At 62.3% G+C, this 16,655-nt stretch carries 17 protein-coding genes and 2 tRNA genes; 9 read left to right on the forward strand and 10 right to left on the reverse strand.

All coding sequences use genetic code 11. The annotated features are described in order from the left end of the window. The first annotated feature begins 4 nt into the window (after positions 1 to 4). The 4 genes from ACEN8I_RS10045 (at position 5) to ACEN8I_RS10060 (ending at position 2,895) form a co-directional block, all read left to right on the forward strand. Positions 5 to 80: transfer RNA gene (locus ACEN8I_RS10045), tRNA-Val, on the forward strand. 84 nt (positions 81 to 164) lie between these two features. Further along, positions 165 to 2,090: a SurA N-terminal domain-containing protein gene (locus ACEN8I_RS10050; protein WP_413328251.1), complete on the forward strand. Its 1,926-nt coding sequence runs from the start codon at positions 165 to 167 to the stop codon at positions 2,088 to 2,090. 37 nt (positions 2,091 to 2,127) lie between these two features. After that, positions 2,128 to 2,203: transfer RNA gene (locus ACEN8I_RS10055), tRNA-His, on the forward strand. A gap of 254 nt (positions 2,204 to 2,457) precedes the next feature. Continuing rightward, on the forward strand, positions 2,458 to 2,895 hold the full coding sequence (locus ACEN8I_RS10060) for a surface-adhesin E family protein (protein ID WP_413328252.1): 438 nt from the start codon (positions 2,458 to 2,460) through the stop codon (positions 2,893 to 2,895). 43 nt (positions 2,896 to 2,938) lie between these two features. Here the strand turns inward: ACEN8I_RS10060 and ACEN8I_RS10065 are convergent, their stop codons facing one another. Beyond that, positions 2,939 to 3,913, reverse strand: a complete 975-nt coding sequence (locus ACEN8I_RS10065) for an NADPH:quinone oxidoreductase family protein (protein ID WP_413328253.1) — start codon at positions 3,911 to 3,913, stop codon at positions 2,939 to 2,941. Between the two features lie 159 nt (positions 3,914 to 4,072). Between ACEN8I_RS10065 and surE the strand changes: the two genes are divergently transcribed. The 3 genes from surE to ACEN8I_RS10080 all read left to right on the forward strand — a co-directional run bounded on the left by surE (position 4,073) and on the right by ACEN8I_RS10080 (position 6,768). Continuing rightward, positions 4,073 to 4,858, forward strand: coding sequence for a 5'/3'-nucleotidase SurE (gene surE / locus ACEN8I_RS10070; protein ID WP_413328255.1), 786 nt, complete (start codon positions 4,073 to 4,075; stop codon positions 4,856 to 4,858). Between the two features lie 11 nt (positions 4,859 to 4,869). Next, positions 4,870 to 5,751, forward strand: a complete 882-nt coding sequence (locus ACEN8I_RS10075; protein WP_413328256.1) for a protein-L-isoaspartate(D-aspartate) O-methyltransferase — start codon at positions 4,870 to 4,872, stop codon at positions 5,749 to 5,751. Positions 5,752 to 5,952: 201 nt separating this feature from the next. Continuing rightward, on the forward strand, positions 5,953 to 6,768 hold the full coding sequence (locus ACEN8I_RS10080) for a peptidoglycan DD-metalloendopeptidase family protein (protein WP_413328257.1): 816 nt from the start codon (positions 5,953 to 5,955) through the stop codon (positions 6,766 to 6,768). Positions 6,769 to 6,840: 72 nt separating this feature from the next. Here ACEN8I_RS10080 and ACEN8I_RS10085 read toward each other — a convergent pair whose 3' ends face one another. Then, positions 6,841 to 7,251, reverse strand: coding sequence for a VOC family protein (locus ACEN8I_RS10085; RefSeq protein WP_413328258.1), 411 nt, complete (start codon positions 7,249 to 7,251; stop codon positions 6,841 to 6,843). 56 nt (positions 7,252 to 7,307) lie between these two features. Here ACEN8I_RS10085 and rlmD point away from each other — a divergent pair, with 56 nt between their 5' ends. Continuing rightward, positions 7,308 to 8,768, forward strand: a complete 1,461-nt coding sequence (gene rlmD / locus ACEN8I_RS10090) for a 23S rRNA (uracil(1939)-C(5))-methyltransferase RlmD (RefSeq protein WP_413328259.1) — start codon at positions 7,308 to 7,310, stop codon at positions 8,766 to 8,768. A gap of 42 nt (positions 8,769 to 8,810) precedes the next feature. On the opposite strand, the gene ACEN8I_RS10095 is transcribed toward rlmD, so the two are convergent. Then, positions 8,811 to 9,500, reverse strand: coding sequence for a Bax inhibitor-1/YccA family protein (locus ACEN8I_RS10095; RefSeq protein ID WP_413328260.1), 690 nt, complete (start codon positions 9,498 to 9,500; stop codon positions 8,811 to 8,813). A 189-nt stretch (positions 9,501 to 9,689) separates the two neighbouring features. On the opposite strand from ACEN8I_RS10095, the gene ACEN8I_RS10100 reads away from it, so the two are divergent. Beyond that, positions 9,690 to 10,097, forward strand: coding sequence for a GlcG/HbpS family heme-binding protein (locus ACEN8I_RS10100; protein ID WP_413328261.1), 408 nt, complete (start codon positions 9,690 to 9,692; stop codon positions 10,095 to 10,097). A gap of 206 nt (positions 10,098 to 10,303) precedes the next feature. On the opposite strand, the gene ACEN8I_RS10105 is transcribed toward ACEN8I_RS10100, so the two are convergent. The 7 genes from ACEN8I_RS10105 to ACEN8I_RS10135 all read right to left on the reverse strand — a co-directional run bounded on the left by ACEN8I_RS10105 (position 10,304) and on the right by ACEN8I_RS10135 (position 16,199). After that, entirely contained in the window at positions 10,304 to 10,516 is a 213-nt protein-coding gene (locus ACEN8I_RS10105; protein ID WP_413328263.1) for a hemin uptake protein HemP, read from the reverse strand. 148 nt (positions 10,517 to 10,664) lie between these two features. Next, positions 10,665 to 11,075 carry an ExbD/TolR family protein gene (locus ACEN8I_RS10110; RefSeq protein ID WP_413328264.1) on the reverse strand — a complete coding sequence of 137 codons (411 nt, stop codon included), beginning with the start codon at positions 11,073 to 11,075 and terminating at the stop codon, positions 10,665 to 10,667. A gap of 64 nt (positions 11,076 to 11,139) precedes the next feature. After that, positions 11,140 to 11,853: a MotA/TolQ/ExbB proton channel family protein gene (locus ACEN8I_RS10115; protein ID WP_413328265.1), complete on the reverse strand. Its 714-nt coding sequence runs from the start codon at positions 11,851 to 11,853 to the stop codon at positions 11,140 to 11,142. 33 nt (positions 11,854 to 11,886) lie between these two features. Beyond that, positions 11,887 to 12,579, reverse strand: a complete 693-nt coding sequence (locus ACEN8I_RS10120; RefSeq protein ID WP_413328266.1) for an energy transducer TonB — start codon at positions 12,577 to 12,579, stop codon at positions 11,887 to 11,889. A 134-nt stretch (positions 12,580 to 12,713) separates the two neighbouring features. Then, the gene (locus ACEN8I_RS10125) at positions 12,714 to 12,959 is read right to left on the reverse strand and encodes a bacterioferritin-associated ferredoxin (RefSeq protein ID WP_413328267.1); all 246 of its coding nucleotides are present in this window, start codon (positions 12,957 to 12,959) and stop codon (positions 12,714 to 12,716) included. 266 nt (positions 12,960 to 13,225) lie between these two features. Then, positions 13,226 to 13,933 (reverse strand): Fe2+-dependent dioxygenase, encoded by a 708-nt coding sequence (locus tag ACEN8I_RS10130; protein ID WP_413328268.1) that lies wholly within the window; start codon positions 13,931 to 13,933, stop codon positions 13,226 to 13,228. Positions 13,934 to 14,024: 91 nt separating this feature from the next. Beyond that, the gene (locus ACEN8I_RS10135; protein ID WP_413328269.1) at positions 14,025 to 16,199 is read right to left on the reverse strand and encodes a TonB-dependent receptor; all 2,175 of its coding nucleotides are present in this window, start codon (positions 16,197 to 16,199) and stop codon (positions 14,025 to 14,027) included. Between the last annotated feature and the right edge of the window lie 456 nt (positions 16,200 to 16,655).

The raw sequence follows: 16,655 nt of genomic DNA on the forward strand, positions 1-16,655 counted from the left end.
CGTGGGGTGCTTAGCTCAGTTGGTAGAGCAGCGCCCTTACACGGCGTAGGTCGGCGGTTCGAGCCCGTCAGCACCCACCACCCACGAGAAAAAGGCGAACGAGGTTCGCCTTTTTTGTTGGTGGCCCCGGTTTTGTCCGTTAGCAGTCGTACAGGAAATTCGAGATGTTTGATTTCGTTCGCAAGCACACCAAAATTGTCATGGTGCTGCTGTTTTTGCTGATTCTTCCGTCCTTCGTGCTATTGGGCCTTGATGGCTATAACAAGTCCAAGGACCAGACCGCAAAGGTGGCCCGGGTGGACGGCAAGGACATCATGCAGTCGGAATGGGATCGTGCGCACCAGCGTGAAATGGACCAACTCCGCAACTCCATGCCCAACCTGGACCCCAAGCTGCTCGACTCACCCGAGGCGCGCTACGCGTCCCTGGAGCGGCTGGTACGCGAACGCGTTGTGGCTGCGGCGGCCGAGAAGTTCAAGCTCACCACGAGCAACGAGCGCCTGGCGCGCGAGCTGCAGCAAAGCCCCGAAATCGCCTCCCTGCGCCGCCCGGATGGCAGCCTCGACATGGAGCGCTATCGCCAGCTGCTGGCAGCCCAGGGCATGAGCCCAGAGATGTTCGAAGCCAATGTGCGCACCGACCTGTCGAACCGCCAGGTGCTGGCGGGTCTGGGCGCCAGCGGTTTTGCTTCCAGTTCGGCCGCCGACATTTCGCTGAACGCCTACTTTGAAAAGCGTGAAATCCAGCTGGCCCGCTTCAATGCCGCCGACTTCGTCGCCAAGCTGAATCCGACGGACGCCGACCTGGAGCAGTATTACAAGGCCAACGAAAAACTCTTCCAGGCGCCTGAGCAGGCCAGCATTGAATATGTACTGCTGGACATGGATGGCGTGGGCAAAGGCATCGCCGTCAACCCGGGCGACCTGAAAACCTATTACGAGCAGAATCTTCCTCGCTTTGAGGGCGAGCGGCGAGCCAGCCACATCCTGATCGCATCACCGAAGTCCGCCCCCGCGGCCGACCGCGAAAAAGCCAAGGCGAAAGCGCAGGAACTGCTGGCCCTGGTCAAAAAATCCCCTGACACCTTCGCCGACGTGGCGCGCAAGAATTCTCAGGACCCCGGCTCGGCGGTCAAGGGCGGCGACCTGGACTTTTTCGCGCGCGGCTCCATGGTCAAGCCTTTTGAGGATGCCGTTTTTTCCATGAAAAAAGGCGAGATCAGCGACGTCGTCGAGTCCGAATTTGGTTACCACATCATCAAGCTGACGGACGTCAAGCAACGCAGCTTTGAAGAGCTGCGCCCGGAACTTGAGGCCGCCATGAAAAAGCAGGAAGCCCAGAAGAAGTTCGCTGAATCGGCCGATATCTTTACCAACGCTGTGTATGAGCAGGCCGAGAGCCTTAAGCCGGCGGCAGACAAGCTGAAGCTGGAGATCAAGTCGGCGGCCAATGTGACGCGCCAGCCCCAGGTTGGCGCGACCGGCGTGTTGGCGAACGCTAAATTCCTCAATGCCCTGTTTGCCCCGGACGCGATCGAGAAAAAACGCAACACCGAAGCCGTTGAAGTGGGGCCGAACCAGTTGGCCTCGGGTCGCATCGTGCAATACGCCCCCGCGCACACCCGCCCCTTGGCCGAAGTCAAGGACACCGTGCGCCAGCGCTGGCTGGCCCAGCGCGCTGCGGAAGAAGCTCGCAAGGAAGGCGTGGCCAAGCTGGCCGCATGGAAGGCCGCTCCCGCATCGGCAACGGGCTTGGCTGCGCCGGTCGTGGTGTCTCGCGAACAGACGCAAAAGCTGCCCGTCCCGGTGATCGATGCCGCGCTGCGCGCCGATGTCAGCACCCTGCCGGCTTTTGCGGGCGTCGACCTGGGAAGCCAGGGCTACGCCATCGTCAAGGTCGAGAAGGTGGTTCCCCGCGACGCGCCGGTTGAAGCCGCCGCCAAACAGCAGCGCGACCAGTATGCGCAGTGGTGGACGTCGGCTGAAAGCCTGGCGTATTACAACAGCCTGAAAGACCGTTTCAAGGCGGAAATCCTCGTTCCCAAGCCTGTCCCGGCCAAGGCAAATGCGGAAGAAGTTGTGACCCAATAAAGAAGCGGCAGCTTTGCCGCTATAATGCAGGGCTCCGGTGGCTGTAGCTCAGTTGGTAGAGTCCAGGATTGTGATTCCTGTTGTCGTGGGTTCGAGCCCCATCAGCCACCCCAGTATCTGAAATCCCGCGTGCCATTTGGTACGCGGGATTTTTTCCTTGGGCTTGCCGCGGTCACAATTCGAAACGCGGATCCCGACTGTGTGCGGCAAGATACAGATGCTGGCAGCTGTTTCAAGCTGTGTGCCCGCCACTTCAGCCCCTCCCGCCCGGTTTTCTCACAATTTCCGGAGAGCCGTCTTTCAGGACAGGAACGCCTTGCTTCAGACATTGGATCATTTCGCCTCGGCCAGACAGTGCTTGATCTGCTTGCCGGCCGTTTTTCTGGCTGCGGCGCTGGGGTCGGCCGGCGTGCATGCTGCGGCCGATACCTGGCTGACCATCACCGGTGATCCCGCCAATTCCGCGAGCCACTACGTCCAGGTCAACGTGGCTGCCATCGAAGTCAAGGATGACCTGCGGCTCATTCCGGTGCGCATCAACCGTGCGACTCAGTGGGCCCCCGCCGGCGAGGCCCTCCAGTTCCGTTCGGTGGTGACCGAGGTGCAGATCGACTGCACCCAGCAGATCGCCCGTTATGTGAAGGCGGCTTTTTATGCCCAGCCGGATTTTCGCGGAGAGCCTTTCCGGATCACCACCTATGCCGGGGACGATATACGCCCGATGATCTTCAAGGACAGTGACGACGATCCCAATGCGCGCATCGTCAAGGCTGCCTGCAGCGTCGGGAACGTGACCAACAACTAGCCAGGGGCTGTACCTCTGCGGGACTGCCGCACTTTCGGAAAGGTCAGTTGACCATCACCAGCTTGCCCTTGACGCCGCGCGAACCCATGTGGGCATAGGCGGCCTTGAGCTCGGCCATGGGCATGGTGCGGTCTATCACCGGCTTGATCTTGCCCTGTGCGTACCATCCCGCCAATTCGGCCATCATGGCGGCATTGGCCTTGGGCTCGCGTTTGGCAAAGTCGCCCCAGAACACGCCCACGATGGAGGCGCCCTTGAGCAGCGTCAGGTTCAGCGGCAGGGCGGGAATGGGGCCTGAGGCGAAGCCTACGACCAAATACCGGCCGCGCCAGGCGATGGAGCGAAAGGCCGGCTCGGCGAAGTCGCCGCCCACGGGGTCATAAATCACGTCCGGTCCCTTGCCTTCGGTCAGTGCCTTGATTTCGTCGCGCAAATTTTTGGTGCTGTAGTTGATGGTGGCATCCGCGCCTATGGAGGTGCAGAGCGCGCATTTTTCGTCGGTGGAGGCGGCTGCGATCACGCGTGCGCCGGCTGCCTTGGCGATCTGGATCGCGGCGGTGCCCACGCCGCCCGCGGCGCCCAGCACCAGCACGGTTTCACCTGCCTTGAGCTGTGCGCGGTCCATCAGCGCATGCCAGGAGGTGGCGTAAATCATGATGAAGGCTGCGGCGTCCACATAAGAAAAGCCCGGGGGCAGCGGCATGCACAGGGCTGCCGGCGCGATGGTGTGCGTGCCGAAGCCGCCGGTGCCCGAGAGGCAGGCCACGTTTTGCCCGACTTGGAGGTGCTTGACGCCTTCCCCCACGGCCTGGACGATGCCGGCGTACTCGGAGCCCGGTACAAAGGGCAGAGGCGGCTTCATCTGGTATTTGTTCTGCACGATCAGCAGGTCGGGGAAGTTCAGGCTGGCCGCCTTGATTTCAATCAGGACTTCGCCGGCTTTGGGTTGCGGTGTGGGCAGCTCTTTCCAGGTCAGGGCGTCTACGCCGGTGGGATTTTCACAAAGCCAGGCTTGCATGAGATGTCTCCGATGAGGTGAGGGTCTGAAGGCGGCGGCACGCTTGAAGGAGCGGAAAACGCGGAGGGCGGCGCCTTGACTGCATCATAGGCAAAGCAGGGGCGCCCGCCAGTCCCAAAGAGGTCCGGGCTGTCACGGCCGTGACCGTAAAATCACCCCATGAAAATTCTCATCTGCAACGACGACGGTTACCAGGCTTCCGGCATCATCGCCCTCTACGAAGCGCTTAAAACCGTTGCGGATGTCGAGGTGGTAGCGCCCGAGCAGAACAACAGCGCCAAATCCAACGCGCTGACCCTGCACTCGCCGATGTATGTGCAGACGGCGGCCAACGGTTTTCGCTACATCAACGGCACGCCCGCCGACTGCGTCCACATCGCGCTGACCGGCCTGCTGGGCTACCGGCCCGACCTGGTGGTGTCCGGCATCAACAATGGTGCCAACATGGGCGACGACACGATTTACTCCGGCACGGTGGGCGCGGCCATGGAGGGCTACCTGTTCGGCATCCCGTCCATTGCCTTTTCGCAGACTGAAAAGGGCTGGGCCCATATCGATGTCGCGGCCAGGCGCGCGGCTGAGCTGGTGCGGCAACTGATCCCCTCGCTGGAAAATGTGACCGAAGGCACGGAGCCCACGGTGCCGCCATGGCTGCTGAACGTGAATATTCCCAACTTGCCCGATAACGAAATCCGCGGCATGAAAGTCTGCCGCCTGGGGCGCCGCCACGCGGCCGAGCGCGTCATTATGCAGACCAGTCCGCGCGGCGAAACCATGTACTGGATAGGCGGCGCTGGCCCCGCGAAGGAAGCCGGTGAGGGCACCGACTTCTACGCGACCAGCCAGAAGTTTGTCTCCATCACGCCGCTGCAGGTAGACCTGACCGACCACGAGCGCCTGCCTTATTGGGCCCAGACCGCCGCCCGGTTGAGCGAGACGCGCTGAAGGCCTGACGTATGAAATCCAGCCTCAAGCCGCCTTTCAATCCCGTGGTTGCCAAGCCCGCTTCCAAGGCAGCGGAAGCCACGCCGCGCCCGTCCTTTCCGGTGCGCCTGAAACCCGATGCCGGTGTCCCATCGGCAACCCGATTGGGCGCGGCCAGTGCCCGTCCCGCGGTGCCTGCGGGCGCCAACGTGGCGAGGAAGGCCGCACCCAGCGTCTCTCCCGCGCGGCCGGGCGGTGTCGGCCTGGACTCGCAGGCTGTGCGCGCGCGCATGGTGGCCAAGCTCGCGGCGCAGGGCGTCAGCGACACGCAGGTACTGGCCGCCATGGGCCTGGTGGAGCGGCACCGCTTTGTCGACTCCGCGCTTGTCAACCAGGCCTACGAAGACACCAGCCTGCCGATAGGCCTGGGCCAGACCATCTCCAAGCCCAATGTGGTGGCCCGCATGCTTGAGTTGCTGCGCCACGGGGCGGGGGGTGGTGCGGGAAAATTAGGCCGGGTGCTGGAGATCGGCACCGGCTGCGGCTACCAGGCCGCAGTGCTCAGCCACCTGGCCACGGAGGTCTACAGCATAGAGCGGCTGCGCGGCCTGCATGACAAAGCCAGGGAGAACCTGCGGACTTTACGCCTGCCCAATCTGCACCTGCTCTTTGGGGATGGCATGATGGGCTATGCCAAAGGCGCGCCTTATGCGGCCATCATTGCGGCAGCGGGCGGTGAGGCCATCCCCGCGGCCTGGATAGACCAGCTGGCCGTGGGTGGCCGCCTGGTGGCGCCCATGCAAACCGCCGGCGGCGCGCAAGCACTGGTGGTGCTGGACAAAACCCCCCAGGGCGTGCGGCAGACCTTGCTGGAAGCCGTTCACTTTGTGCCTTTAAAATCGGGGACAAGCTAAGGCCGAGGCGTCCATAGAGGCGCAGGCCGGCATCATGAAGAAATAAGTCCGATAAACCAGACGCGCCCTTCGGGCCTTGTGGCTCAGGCAAGTCAGCCAAGATTGAAGACGAAAGAAACAATGAATCAAACCGTAAGGTCGAACAGGATAGCCACTCTGCCTGCCATCCGCTCCGTGCCTGGCAGGCTGGGCCTGTCTTGCATGCTTGCAGCCGTGCTGCTCATGGCAGGTTGTGCTTCTCGTTCCCCCACCAACGCGCCGGTGGAAGACCGTGGAACCTTCGGGGCGCGCCCAACACCGGGCGCTGTGGATCCCGGCAGTGTCAAGCAACTGCCCGGCTTTGAGAACGCCGGCAAGCCCGGTTACTACACGGTTAAGCCCGGCGACACCATGATCCGCATCGGCCTGGAGAACGGCCAGAACTGGCGCGACATCGTGCGCTGGAACAACCTTGAAAACCCCAACATCATTGAAGTGGGACAGGTGCTGCGCGTCGTGCCGCCGACCAATGAGAATCCCCTGGTCGTGACCCGTCCGGTGTCGCCGGGTTCGGCCCCTGCGTCGAGCACGGCACCGGCGCAGGCCGCCAGCGCCGCCAAACCCGCATCCGCGCCTGCCAATGCCAGCCCGGCACCGACAGGTGGTGATGAAGACATCGCCTGGATCTGGCCAGCGCAGGGCCCCATGGTGGCGGGCTTTGACGAAGCCAAAAACAAGGGCCTCGATATTTCCGGCAAGGCTGGCGATGCGGTCGTGGCCTCCGCCGACGGGCGTGTGGTGTACGCGGGCGCCGGCTTGCGCGGCTACGGCAACCTGGTCATCCTCAAGCACAACAACACTTTCCTCACGGCCTATGCGCACAACCAGACGCTGTTGGTGAAGGAAGACCAGAACGTCAAGAAGGGCCAGAAGATCGCCGAAATGGGCAACAGCGACGCGGATCGCGTGAAACTGCATTTTGAGATTCGCCGCCAGGGCAAACCGGTGGACCCGGCCAAATACCTGCCCGCCAAATAAACGCGCCCCATTCAGGCAAAAGGAGCCAGGCGGCTGCCCGGCTCCTTTTTCTTTGCCCGCCTTTTGGGCTCCTCAGCGAGGACTCACGATCTCGTCGTAGCCGCGGCCCCTGAACTCCAACAGCTCCAGCCCGTGGCCGAAAGGGTCGGCCAGCCCGGCGATGCGCCCCCAGGCACGGTCAGCCACCGGCATCTCCAGCACCGCGCCGTAGCGCTGCAGCTGTGCCACGGCGACATCGATGTCTTCCACCACAAAATCCAGGTGAACCGGCGTCCAGTGCCGGTTGTAATTGCGCACGCCTTCGCTGCCGCTGACGGGCCTGGTACCCGGCGCGTTGAAGAGCAGGTCTATGGGGCTGCCAGCGCCCAGGATTTCCACAAAATCGCTCTTGAAGCGGCGGCCAACCCACAGCCCCAGTCCCTGGGTGTAGAACGCTACGGCGCGCTCCATGTCATCAACGTCGATGCAGATGCGAACTTCCATGCCTCATTCCTTTGGATGCTCCGGAAAATGGTACCGCAGCCTGAGACAATTGGCGCATGACAGAAGAAAGCCCTATTGCCAAGCCCACCGCTGCTGCGGACTATCCGCCTGACCTGCTGGAGGTCGAGTCGCTCGACATCGACGCCCAGGGCATCGCCCACAGGGCCGACGGCAAGGTGGTGTTCATCGAGGGTGCATTGCCTTTCGAGCAGGTGACGGCCAATGTCTACCGCAAGAAGAACAGCTTTGAAAAAGCCGTGGTGATGGCCATCCACCGCGAATCGTCCCAGCGCGTGCGCCCGGCCTGCCCGCACTTCGGTATGCACACCGGCGCCTGCGGCGGCTGCAAGATGCAGCACCTGCACGCGGGCGCGCAGGTGGCCGTGAAGCAGCGAGTGCTGGAGGACAACCTCCGCCACATCGGCAAGCTTAGGGCGGACAACCTGCTGCGCCCGATTGAAGGTCCGGCCTGGGGCTACCGTTATCGCGCGCGGCTGTCGGTGCGCTATGTGCGCAAAAAAGGAACAGTGCTGGTAGGTTTCCATGAGCGCAAAAGCAGCTACGTGGCCGACATGGTCGAATGCCACGTGCTGCCCCGCCATGTCAGCGACATGCTGGTGCCGCTGCGTGAGCTGATTGGCGGCATGGACGCGAAAGAAGCCCTGCCGCAGATCGAGCTGGCCTGCGGCGACAACGTCACCGCCATGGTGCTGCGCCATATGGAACCGCTCAGCGCGGGCGACCTGGCACGCTTGCGCGCCTTTGCCGCCGCCCGCCCGGGCCTGCAGTGGTGGCTGCAGCCCGGCGGGCTGGAGACGGTGATGCTGCTGGACGATGCGACGCAGCAACTGAGCTACGGCCTGCCCGAATTCGGCATCACCATGCCTTTCAAGCCGACCGACTTCACCCAGGTCAATCCGGAGATCAACCAGGCGCTGGTGTCGCGCGCCCTGCGCCTGCTGGCCGTGCGGCCGGATGAGCGGGTGATTGACTGGTTTTGCGGCCTGGGCAACTTCACGCTGCCGCTGGCGACACGGGCCCGGGAGGTGCTGGGCATCGAGGGCAGCGAAGTGTTGGTGGCCCGGTCCCGTGAAAACTTTGAAAGAAACCGGGCAGCGTCTGCCGTGCGCCGGGCGTTGGCCCCGACCCGGTTTGTGGCGCGCAACCTGTTTGAAATGACCCCGGCCATGCTGGTCAAGGATGGTGCCGCCGACAAATGGCTGGTGGACCCGCCGCGCGAAGGGGCGTTCGAGTTGTTCAAGTCCCTGGCCGCCCTGGAGCAGCAGATTGCGAGCGGCGTTCCCTGTGACGACGGCGAGCACCAGCAAAGCCTGGCCCTGGACGGCTGGGCGCCGCCCAGGCGCATCGTTTACGTGAGCTGCAACCCGGCCACCCTGGCGCGCGATGCGGGTGTTCTGGTGGCTGGTGGCGCCTGGCGCTGCACGGCGGCCGGCGTGGTCAACATGTTTCCGCACACGGCGCATGTGGAGTCCATTGCGGTGTTCGAGCGGGCATAAAAAAAGGAGCCCAGGAGGCTCCTTTTTTCGGGGCGGGAGTTTTTAGTCGCTGTCGCCGCCGAAGATTCCCAGCAGGGCCAGCAGGCTCTGGAAGATATTGAACAGGTCCAGGTAAATGGCCAGGGTGGCGCTGATGTAGTTGGTTTCGCCGCCGTCGATCACCTGTTTCAGGTCATACAGCAAATAGGCGCTGAACACCGCGATGGCCAGGGTGCTGATCACCGCCATCAGCATGGTGGAGCCGACAAACACGTTGATGACGGCCGCCACCAGGATGACCAGGGCGCCGGCAAAAAGCCATTTGCTCATGCCGCTCAGGTCCCGCTTGATGACGGTGGCGAGGCTGGCCATCACGAACATCACGCCGGCCGTGCCGGCAAAAGCCGTCATCACCAGCGAGGAGCCATTGCTGAAGCCCAGCACCATGGCAATCAGGCGAGAGAGCATCAGGCCCATGAAGAAGGTAAAGCCCAGCAGCACGGGCACCCCGGCCGCCGAGTTCTTGGTCTTCTCAATGGCAAAGATAAAACCGAATGCACCACCCAGGAACACAATCAGGCCCAATCCGCCTGTCAACGAACGGGTGATGCCGGTCGCCACGCCCAGCCACGCGCCCAGCACGGTGGGCAACAGGCTCAGGGCCAGCAACCAATAGGTGTTGCGCAGGACCTTGTTGCGTTGCTCGACGCTTGTGGCAACGCCATAGTCGAGGGTTTGAACATTGTCAGTCATGAGAGTCGTCTCCAGGGCGCCAGCAAATGCGGGCAAGATTATTTTAGGGTGCATTGCCGTTTTTCCAGTCCGCACTCCCTACTTTTTGTAAGGGTTCTATAAGCTAATTTGGCAGCAATGGGTCCGAAGGACGGCCTCGAATTTGCGTATGCTCGGTATCTTTGCCATCAACGGAAAATCCTGAAAACCATGAAATCAAAAGCAGTGCTTGAATTCGCAGACGTTAAAACCATCGCCGCGGCCGCCGAGGCTGAAGCCCTCAAGAACAACTGGGCCGTGACCATCGCCATCGTTGACGACGGCGGCCATCTGCTGCACCTGCAGCGCCTGGACGGTGCGCCGCCGATTTCCTCGCACCTTGCGCCCGCCAAGGCCAACACCGCCGCCATGGGCCGCCGTGACAGCAAGATTTACGAAGACGTCATCAACGGCGGCCGCATGTCTTTCCTGTCGGCACCTTACCTTCAGGGGATGCTGGAAGGCGGCGTGCCGATCATGAAGGACGGCCAATGCATCGGTGCTGTGGGCGTGAGCGGCGTGAAGTCCAGCGAAGACGCGCAGATCGCGCGCGCAGGCATGGCCGCCATCGGCCTCTAGAACCCGCTTGCTGCGGGCATGAAAAAAGCCGACCTGGTGGTCGGCTTTTTTTGTTGGCGTTAGCCAAGAGCATCAGGAAAAAAAGCCTGGCTAAACAACTCCAGGGAGTCTATGGCTGGCTAAAAACGACCTTGGGAGCTTGGTAGCCCCGGATCGCCCCACGATGAAACTCTTGATGAAAAACTGTGCTGAAACCCGCGTAGACCTTATTTGGTCAAGATCAGTTTGCCAAGGCGTGTGGCTTGGAGCCGGTAGGTGGCGCCGTTGTGGTTGATTTCCACGGCCTTTTGTCCGCGCAGGATTTCCGTGCTGCTGACCGTGGCCGCAGGACTGCCCTGGCCGCCCGAAGCGGTCTCTGTGTGCACGGGGGCGCGGGCAGGAAGGCTCAAGGTGTTGGAGGGGGGCAATGCGATGGACATGGTTTAAACCTGTTTGGGTTTCGTTGAGTTAATGATAACCATTCTCATTTGAAAGTCAAGCGAGTTTGGCCTGCGAAGTGTTTTCTTTTTGTGTCAAAGGAAAAGGCCTGCCGCGAGGTTCAGGGCGGTGGGCCTTGATCGGTTTTGATCAGTTCTTGGGTTCGGTGATAAAGCCGATTTTGCGCAGGCCGGCTTGTTGCGCGGCCGCCATGGCCTGCGCCACGCGTTCATAGCGAACCGATTTGTCGCCACGGATGTGCAACTCGGGTTGCGGGTTCTGGGCTGCCGCGGTCTTGAGCTGGGTGGCCAGCTGTTCATCGGTGATCTTGGTTTCGTTGAGAAAATAGCTGCCTTCGGCGTCCACGCTCAGGCGCACCGTTTCAGGCTTGATGTTCTGCGCTTCGTTGGAGGCGCGCGGCAGGTCGATGTTGACGGAGTGTTTCATCACGGGGACCGTGATGATGAAAATGATGAGCAGTACCAGCATGATGTCCACCATGGGCGTCATGTTGATCTCGTTCATCACGTCGTCGCTGTCGTCTTGGGTTCCAAAGGCCATGATGCTTCCCGGTCGCTAAATAGGGGGGGGCCGCGTTTCAGGTCGCGGGGGGTTGGATGGTTGCTCAGGCCTTTTTCATGGCCACGACGTTGGCCTGGCCGCCGGCGCTCACGCGGGCGCCGGTTACGAAATAGGCATGCAGGTCGTGCGCGAAGCGGTTGAGCTTTTGCAGCACGCCCTTGTTGCCGCGCACCAGCGCGTTGTAGCCCAGCACAGCGGGAATGGCCACGGCCAGACCCAGGGCCGTCATGATCAGTGATTCGCCGATGGGGCCGGCCACCTTGTCGATGGTCGCCTGGCCGGCAGCGCCTATGGACAGCAACGCATGGTAGATGCCCCACACGGTGCCGAACAGGCCGACGAAGGGCGCGGTCGAGCCGACGGAAGCCAGGATGGCCAAGCCGGACTGCAGCTTGCCGGTGAATTCGTCAATGGTATTGCGCAGTGTGCGCGTGACCCAGTCGCTCACGTCCAAAGCGTCATGCAGGTGTGCCTTGGTGTTGCGGTGATGCAGAGTGGCTTCGCGGCCTTCCAGGGCCAGCTGGCGGAAGGGATTGGTCGGGTCGCCGCCGAGCTTGGTGAGGCCGGCCGCGAAGTCCTCGCTATGCCAGAAGTCTTCCGCCGAACGGGCGATCTTTTTGTACTTGATGAGGTCCAGCGACTTGATGATGATGACCATCCACGAGGCCAGCGACATCGCCAATAGCAGCACCGCCACTGATTTGGTGACGATATCGCCCTGGCTCCAGACGTTGGCAAGGCCGAATTGGGAATTCATGAATCAATACTCCAAGGTTCAAAAAGATTTCGCTCAGTCTTTTAATGTCCAGTTGATGGGGACATTGAAGGGCATGGCTTCGGGAACGCCGTTTCGCTTGCCGGGTACATAGCGCCAGCTCATCACGGCGTCGTAGGCGGCCTTGTCTAGGCGGGAAAAGCCGCTCGATGTAACGAGTTCGGCGCGCTGGGGCTTTCCGTCGGCACCAATCCATACCTTGTAAGTCACCTTGCCATGTTCACCGAAGCGCTTGCTCAGGGGGGGATAGATCGGCGTCGGGTTCTGCAGATAGTCGGCGTCGCTGGAAGGCAATTGCACAACTGGGGGGCCCGGCGGCGCTGCGGGTGCGACGGCCACGGGCGCGGGCGCGGGCGGCAGCGGCGGCGTGACCACGCCCGTCGGGGCATTCGGGGAGGGCGCCGGATCGGGAATGGCCAGGGGTTGCGGCGCTGGTTGCACGGGGGTTTTTGCGACGGGCTTTTTCTGTACCGCCGGTGTGGGCGGCGTAGGGGGCACGGGCTCCACCTTGGGAGCGGGCGGGTTGATGAATTGCGTCAGGATTTCCGCGGGTACCACGATTTCCGCTGCGCGCATCAGCAAGCCGCTTTGCAGTGCCCAGATGAAGCCGATGTGCAGACCGACCACGACCAGGGCGATCACGGCATTTCGACTCAGAGGCCGGCGCGGCGCAGGGGCGCGCGGGGCGGTGGAGAAAGTGGCGGTCATCGGGAAATGGTGGGTAGGCGAAGGGCCGCGAACGTGTCGCGGTCCGGTTCTATCGGTGTTTGAGCAGAATCAGCGGCGGAAAATCCACCACGTGGAAACTATTACCAGAAGCAAGCTTGCAGGAAGCCCCGCAATCAGGCTTGAGGTGAGTGTTGCAAGATGTTCCATGGGCTGCCTTCCTGCGCGTGGGCGGCGAGCTTGATGTTGGCAGTCGGGCAACTGGTGCTGCATTGCGCCACCACGTCGCGGGCGCAGCCTTCGCATTGGCCGCACTGGGTGGCGACGCCGAGTTCGAACTGGATTTCGTCAAAGCCCAGGCCCGCGCGGGCATGGCGGGCAATTTCGCGGTCGGAGATACGGCGGCAGACGCAAACAATCATGGAGGGGGGTTGGCTGGGGATTGATTCAATCGGTCTCTCGATTATAAATGCGAATCTGTCGCATTTGCAATCTTGTGAGGCTTAATTTCGGCGCCAAGCCGTTCCCGACCTCCAAGCAAGCATCAATAGTCCAGCTTGAAAAACTCCCTGACCCAAGACCGGCGAGCAATGGATGCTATAAATTTTGTAGTGTTGAGCGGGGCGCGCAGTTGAATTCCTGGCCCCCAAAGACCCCTCGCAAGAGGGGTGATGCCCCGGGAAGCGCCTTAGACCTCAGCCCACATGCGCAGCAGGTTGTGATAGCAGCCGGTTAACCGCACCACCTCCGGGCTCTCGGCGGAGCCCTGGGCCGCGCGTTCCAGGTCTTTATGGCGCAGCGAGGTAATGGCCATGTCCATCTCGTACAGAAGCCGGCGCTGGGCATCGGAGCGGACCATGCTTTCGATCCAGAAAAAGCAGGCCAGCCGTTCGCCGCGCGTGACCGGCTCCACGCGGTGCACGGAGGTGCCCGGGTACATGACCAGGTCGCCGGCCTCGAATTTGATGCGCTGCTCGCCGTAGGTGTCCTGCACCACCAGCTCACCGCCGTCGTAGCTGGCCGGATCGCTCAGGAACAGCGTGCAGGAAATGTCGGTGCGCACATGACGCGCCGTGGCCGCATGCGTGCGCACGGCATTGTCGATGTGGTTGCCGAAGTTGTTGGCGTCGCCACCGTAGCGGTTGAACAGCGGCGGGTAGACCGATTTGGGCAGCGCCCCGGTGACGAACATGGGGTTGCGGGCCAAGGCCACCGACACGATGTGGCGCGCCTGCTGGGCGGCCGGCAATTCTTCGGGCAGTTGCAGGTTGTTCTTGACGGTGCCGCTCTGGCTGCCGGCGGTGATGCGGCCGTCGGCCCAGTCGGCACCCAGGATCAGCTCGCGGACCTGTGCGAGTTCGCCGGGCTGGAGGGCTTGGTGAATACGAAGCAGCATGGAGGAATCTCCGGAAAGATCGCTGAAATGAAAAAGGCACCCGGAGTATCCCCCAGGTGCCCGAGACCTCGAAAAAACTCTCTTCTTCGAATCAGAACTTGCTGGTCAGCGTCACGCGCACGCTGCGCGCGTCGCCGGGCGCGGCAAAGCCGCGGTACAGCGTGTTGTAGTAGACCTTGTCGAAGATATTGTCGATGTTGAGCTTGACGGTGTTGCCTTCGCTGATGCGGTATTCCACCAGCGCGTCGGCCTTGACGTAGCCTGGCGCGCGGTTGAAGGTGGTGACGCTGTTGGCCGGCTTGTTGGTGCTGACGGCTGTGAAGCCGCCGCCGATACGCCACTTGTCGCCTATGCGGTAGGTGGTGAACAGGTTGGCCTGGCGGCTTGGGCTCAGGCCGGGGTTTTGGCCGACCTCGGCAAGGCCCGCGGCATTGGAGCCCGATTTATCGATCTTTGCCTTCAGGAAACCGATGCCCGCAAAAACGTCCCACTGCGGCGTGATACGGCCGGCAACCTCGAACTCGAGGGCGTCGGTATGGCGCTTGCCGGACAGCAGGTAGGAGTTGGTGTTGGTGTCCAGGTCGGTGTTGCGCTCGTTGTACTTCTCGGTGCGAGCCAGCGCGGCGCGCAGCGACAGGTCGCCGCCGTAGAGCTCCCACTTGGCGCCGATTTCCATATTGCGGCTGCTTTCGGGAGCGGTGTTGGCCGATTGCGGATCGAACTGGTACAGGTCGCCCGAGGTGTTGAAGGACGTGCCGTAGGCCGCGTAGTAGCTGACCTCTTCGGTCGGCTGGTACATCACGCCCAGGCGCTTGCTCAGCAGGCTGTCGGACCGGGACAGCGGCGTGTTGTTGGGCGCGGTGCCGCCGGGGCGCTGGTAGTCGGCCTTGAAGTTGTCGATGCGCAGGCCTGCGACCAGTTTCCAGTAAGGCGTGAGGTCGATCGTGTCCTGCATGTACAGGCCCAGCGTCGTCGCCTTGAATTGCGTTTCCAGCCTCTGCGTGAGGTTGCCGCCTATGCCGTTGCTGATGGGGTTGCCGACGACGGTGGAGGGCTTGGCGGGGCCGCCTGCCGCCACCGCGAGGAAGGGGTAGCTGGAGCGGTCGGAGTTTTCCACCGCGTATTCGGCGCCTATCAGCAGGCTGTTCTTGCGGCCGAACCACTGGGTGGTGGTGAGGTAGTCGGTTTGCAGGAAGGTGTGGTGCTCATTGCCCGCCTTGGCATTGCCGGCGCTGCTGGCGCCACGGCTCACCACCGTGTTGGCGCTCAGATTGGCCAGCGTGGTACCCGCGGCGAAGCTGGCCTGCGTGGCGCGCAGCGTGCGCGAATAGTAGCCGTCGCGCACGGTGGTTTTCAGGCTGCTGCCGTCGGCCCAGCGGTGGGTGTGGCTTAGAGTGACGGCATCGGCCTTGTCGTTCTGGAAGTCGGTGTTCAGGCCGTACCAGTATTTGTTGGTGGGGCCGGGCGCCGGGCGGTCGTTGAACCACGCAAAACCCCAGTCGGGCTTGTCATTGTAATGCAGGTGGTAGTAGCTGATTTCAAATTCGTTGGCCGTGCCGATGCCGAAGCGGTAGTCCAGCGCCAGGCCGCGGCGGTGGGTGGTCGCGCTGGCGTTTTCGCCGCGACCGTCGCCGTCGGTGGCCATGGCGTTGATGCGCAAGGCCGCATCGTCGTCCAGCTTGAAGTTGAAGTCGCCCTGGTAGCGCTGGTAGCCCTTGGTGCCGACGGTGGCATTCACCTCGTGTTCGGTGATCAGGCGAGCCTGTTTGCTGACCTGGTTGATCACGCCGCCGGTGGAGCCGCGGCCGAACAGCATGGAGGCCGCGCCGCGCAGGACTTCCACGCGCTCGGTGTTGAAGTTGTCGCGGTTGTACTGCGCGATGTCGCGCATGCCGTCCAGGTAAATGTCGCCCGCCGCGCTGAAGCCGCGCAGTCGGATGTTGTCGCCGACGCGGCCGCCTTCGCCGGCTTCAAACGTGATGCCGATGACGTTTTCCAGGGCGCTCTTGAAGCTGTCCTTGCCCTGGTCGTGCATCAGCTTTTCATTGACGACCGTCAGCGACTGCGGGATGTCCTTGGCCGCCACGGGCATCTTGCCGACGCTGGTGATGCCGCTCTGGTAGGTCTGGTTCTCGCGCTCACGCGTGCCCGTGACCGTCACGGGGGCCAGGGTTTTGCCCTCGGCCTGCGTGGAAGTCGTGGTACTTGCGGCGGCGGGCGCCGGTGCGGCGCTTTGCGCCCATCCGGACACCGAGACAGCCAGCATCAGTGCGCCGAGCGGCAGCAGGGCTTTGTCGGAAGATGAGGCAGAAGCCGCTGACGCGGCGAGAGGGGCGAAGCTGCTGGTACCAGCATTGCGGTTTTTTTTATTGCGCGCAGTTTTTGCAGCGCGAGCGGACGGGTGTGCCAAGGTGGCCTCCAAGCAAGGTCCGGCCTATGGCAGGCGGACCGGGTTCAGGAAAAAAGCTTGGCTGGCCCGAAATCACCGAAAAGGGATGCGAGTTGGCTGGCTCGAAAAATTTGCTTGAAGTTTATCCTAAATGATAATGATTCGTAATATCTTGTTTCTTAATGATGAAGAACCAAATGTCGCAAGGCTTTTTTTGTGGCAAAAATGCGAAACAGGGGGTCAAAGTCCATTTCAAGGCGGGAGCCGCGCGGGAATGAGATGGGCGGCAAAAGCTGCCGAAACGACAACGGGGCCCAAAGGCCCCGTATTTTG

Origin of the sequence: Polaromonas sp. CT11-55 (genome assembly GCF_047303325.1) — a bacterium.
Taxonomy (GTDB): domain Bacteria; phylum Pseudomonadota; class Gammaproteobacteria; order Burkholderiales; family Burkholderiaceae_C; genus Polaromonas.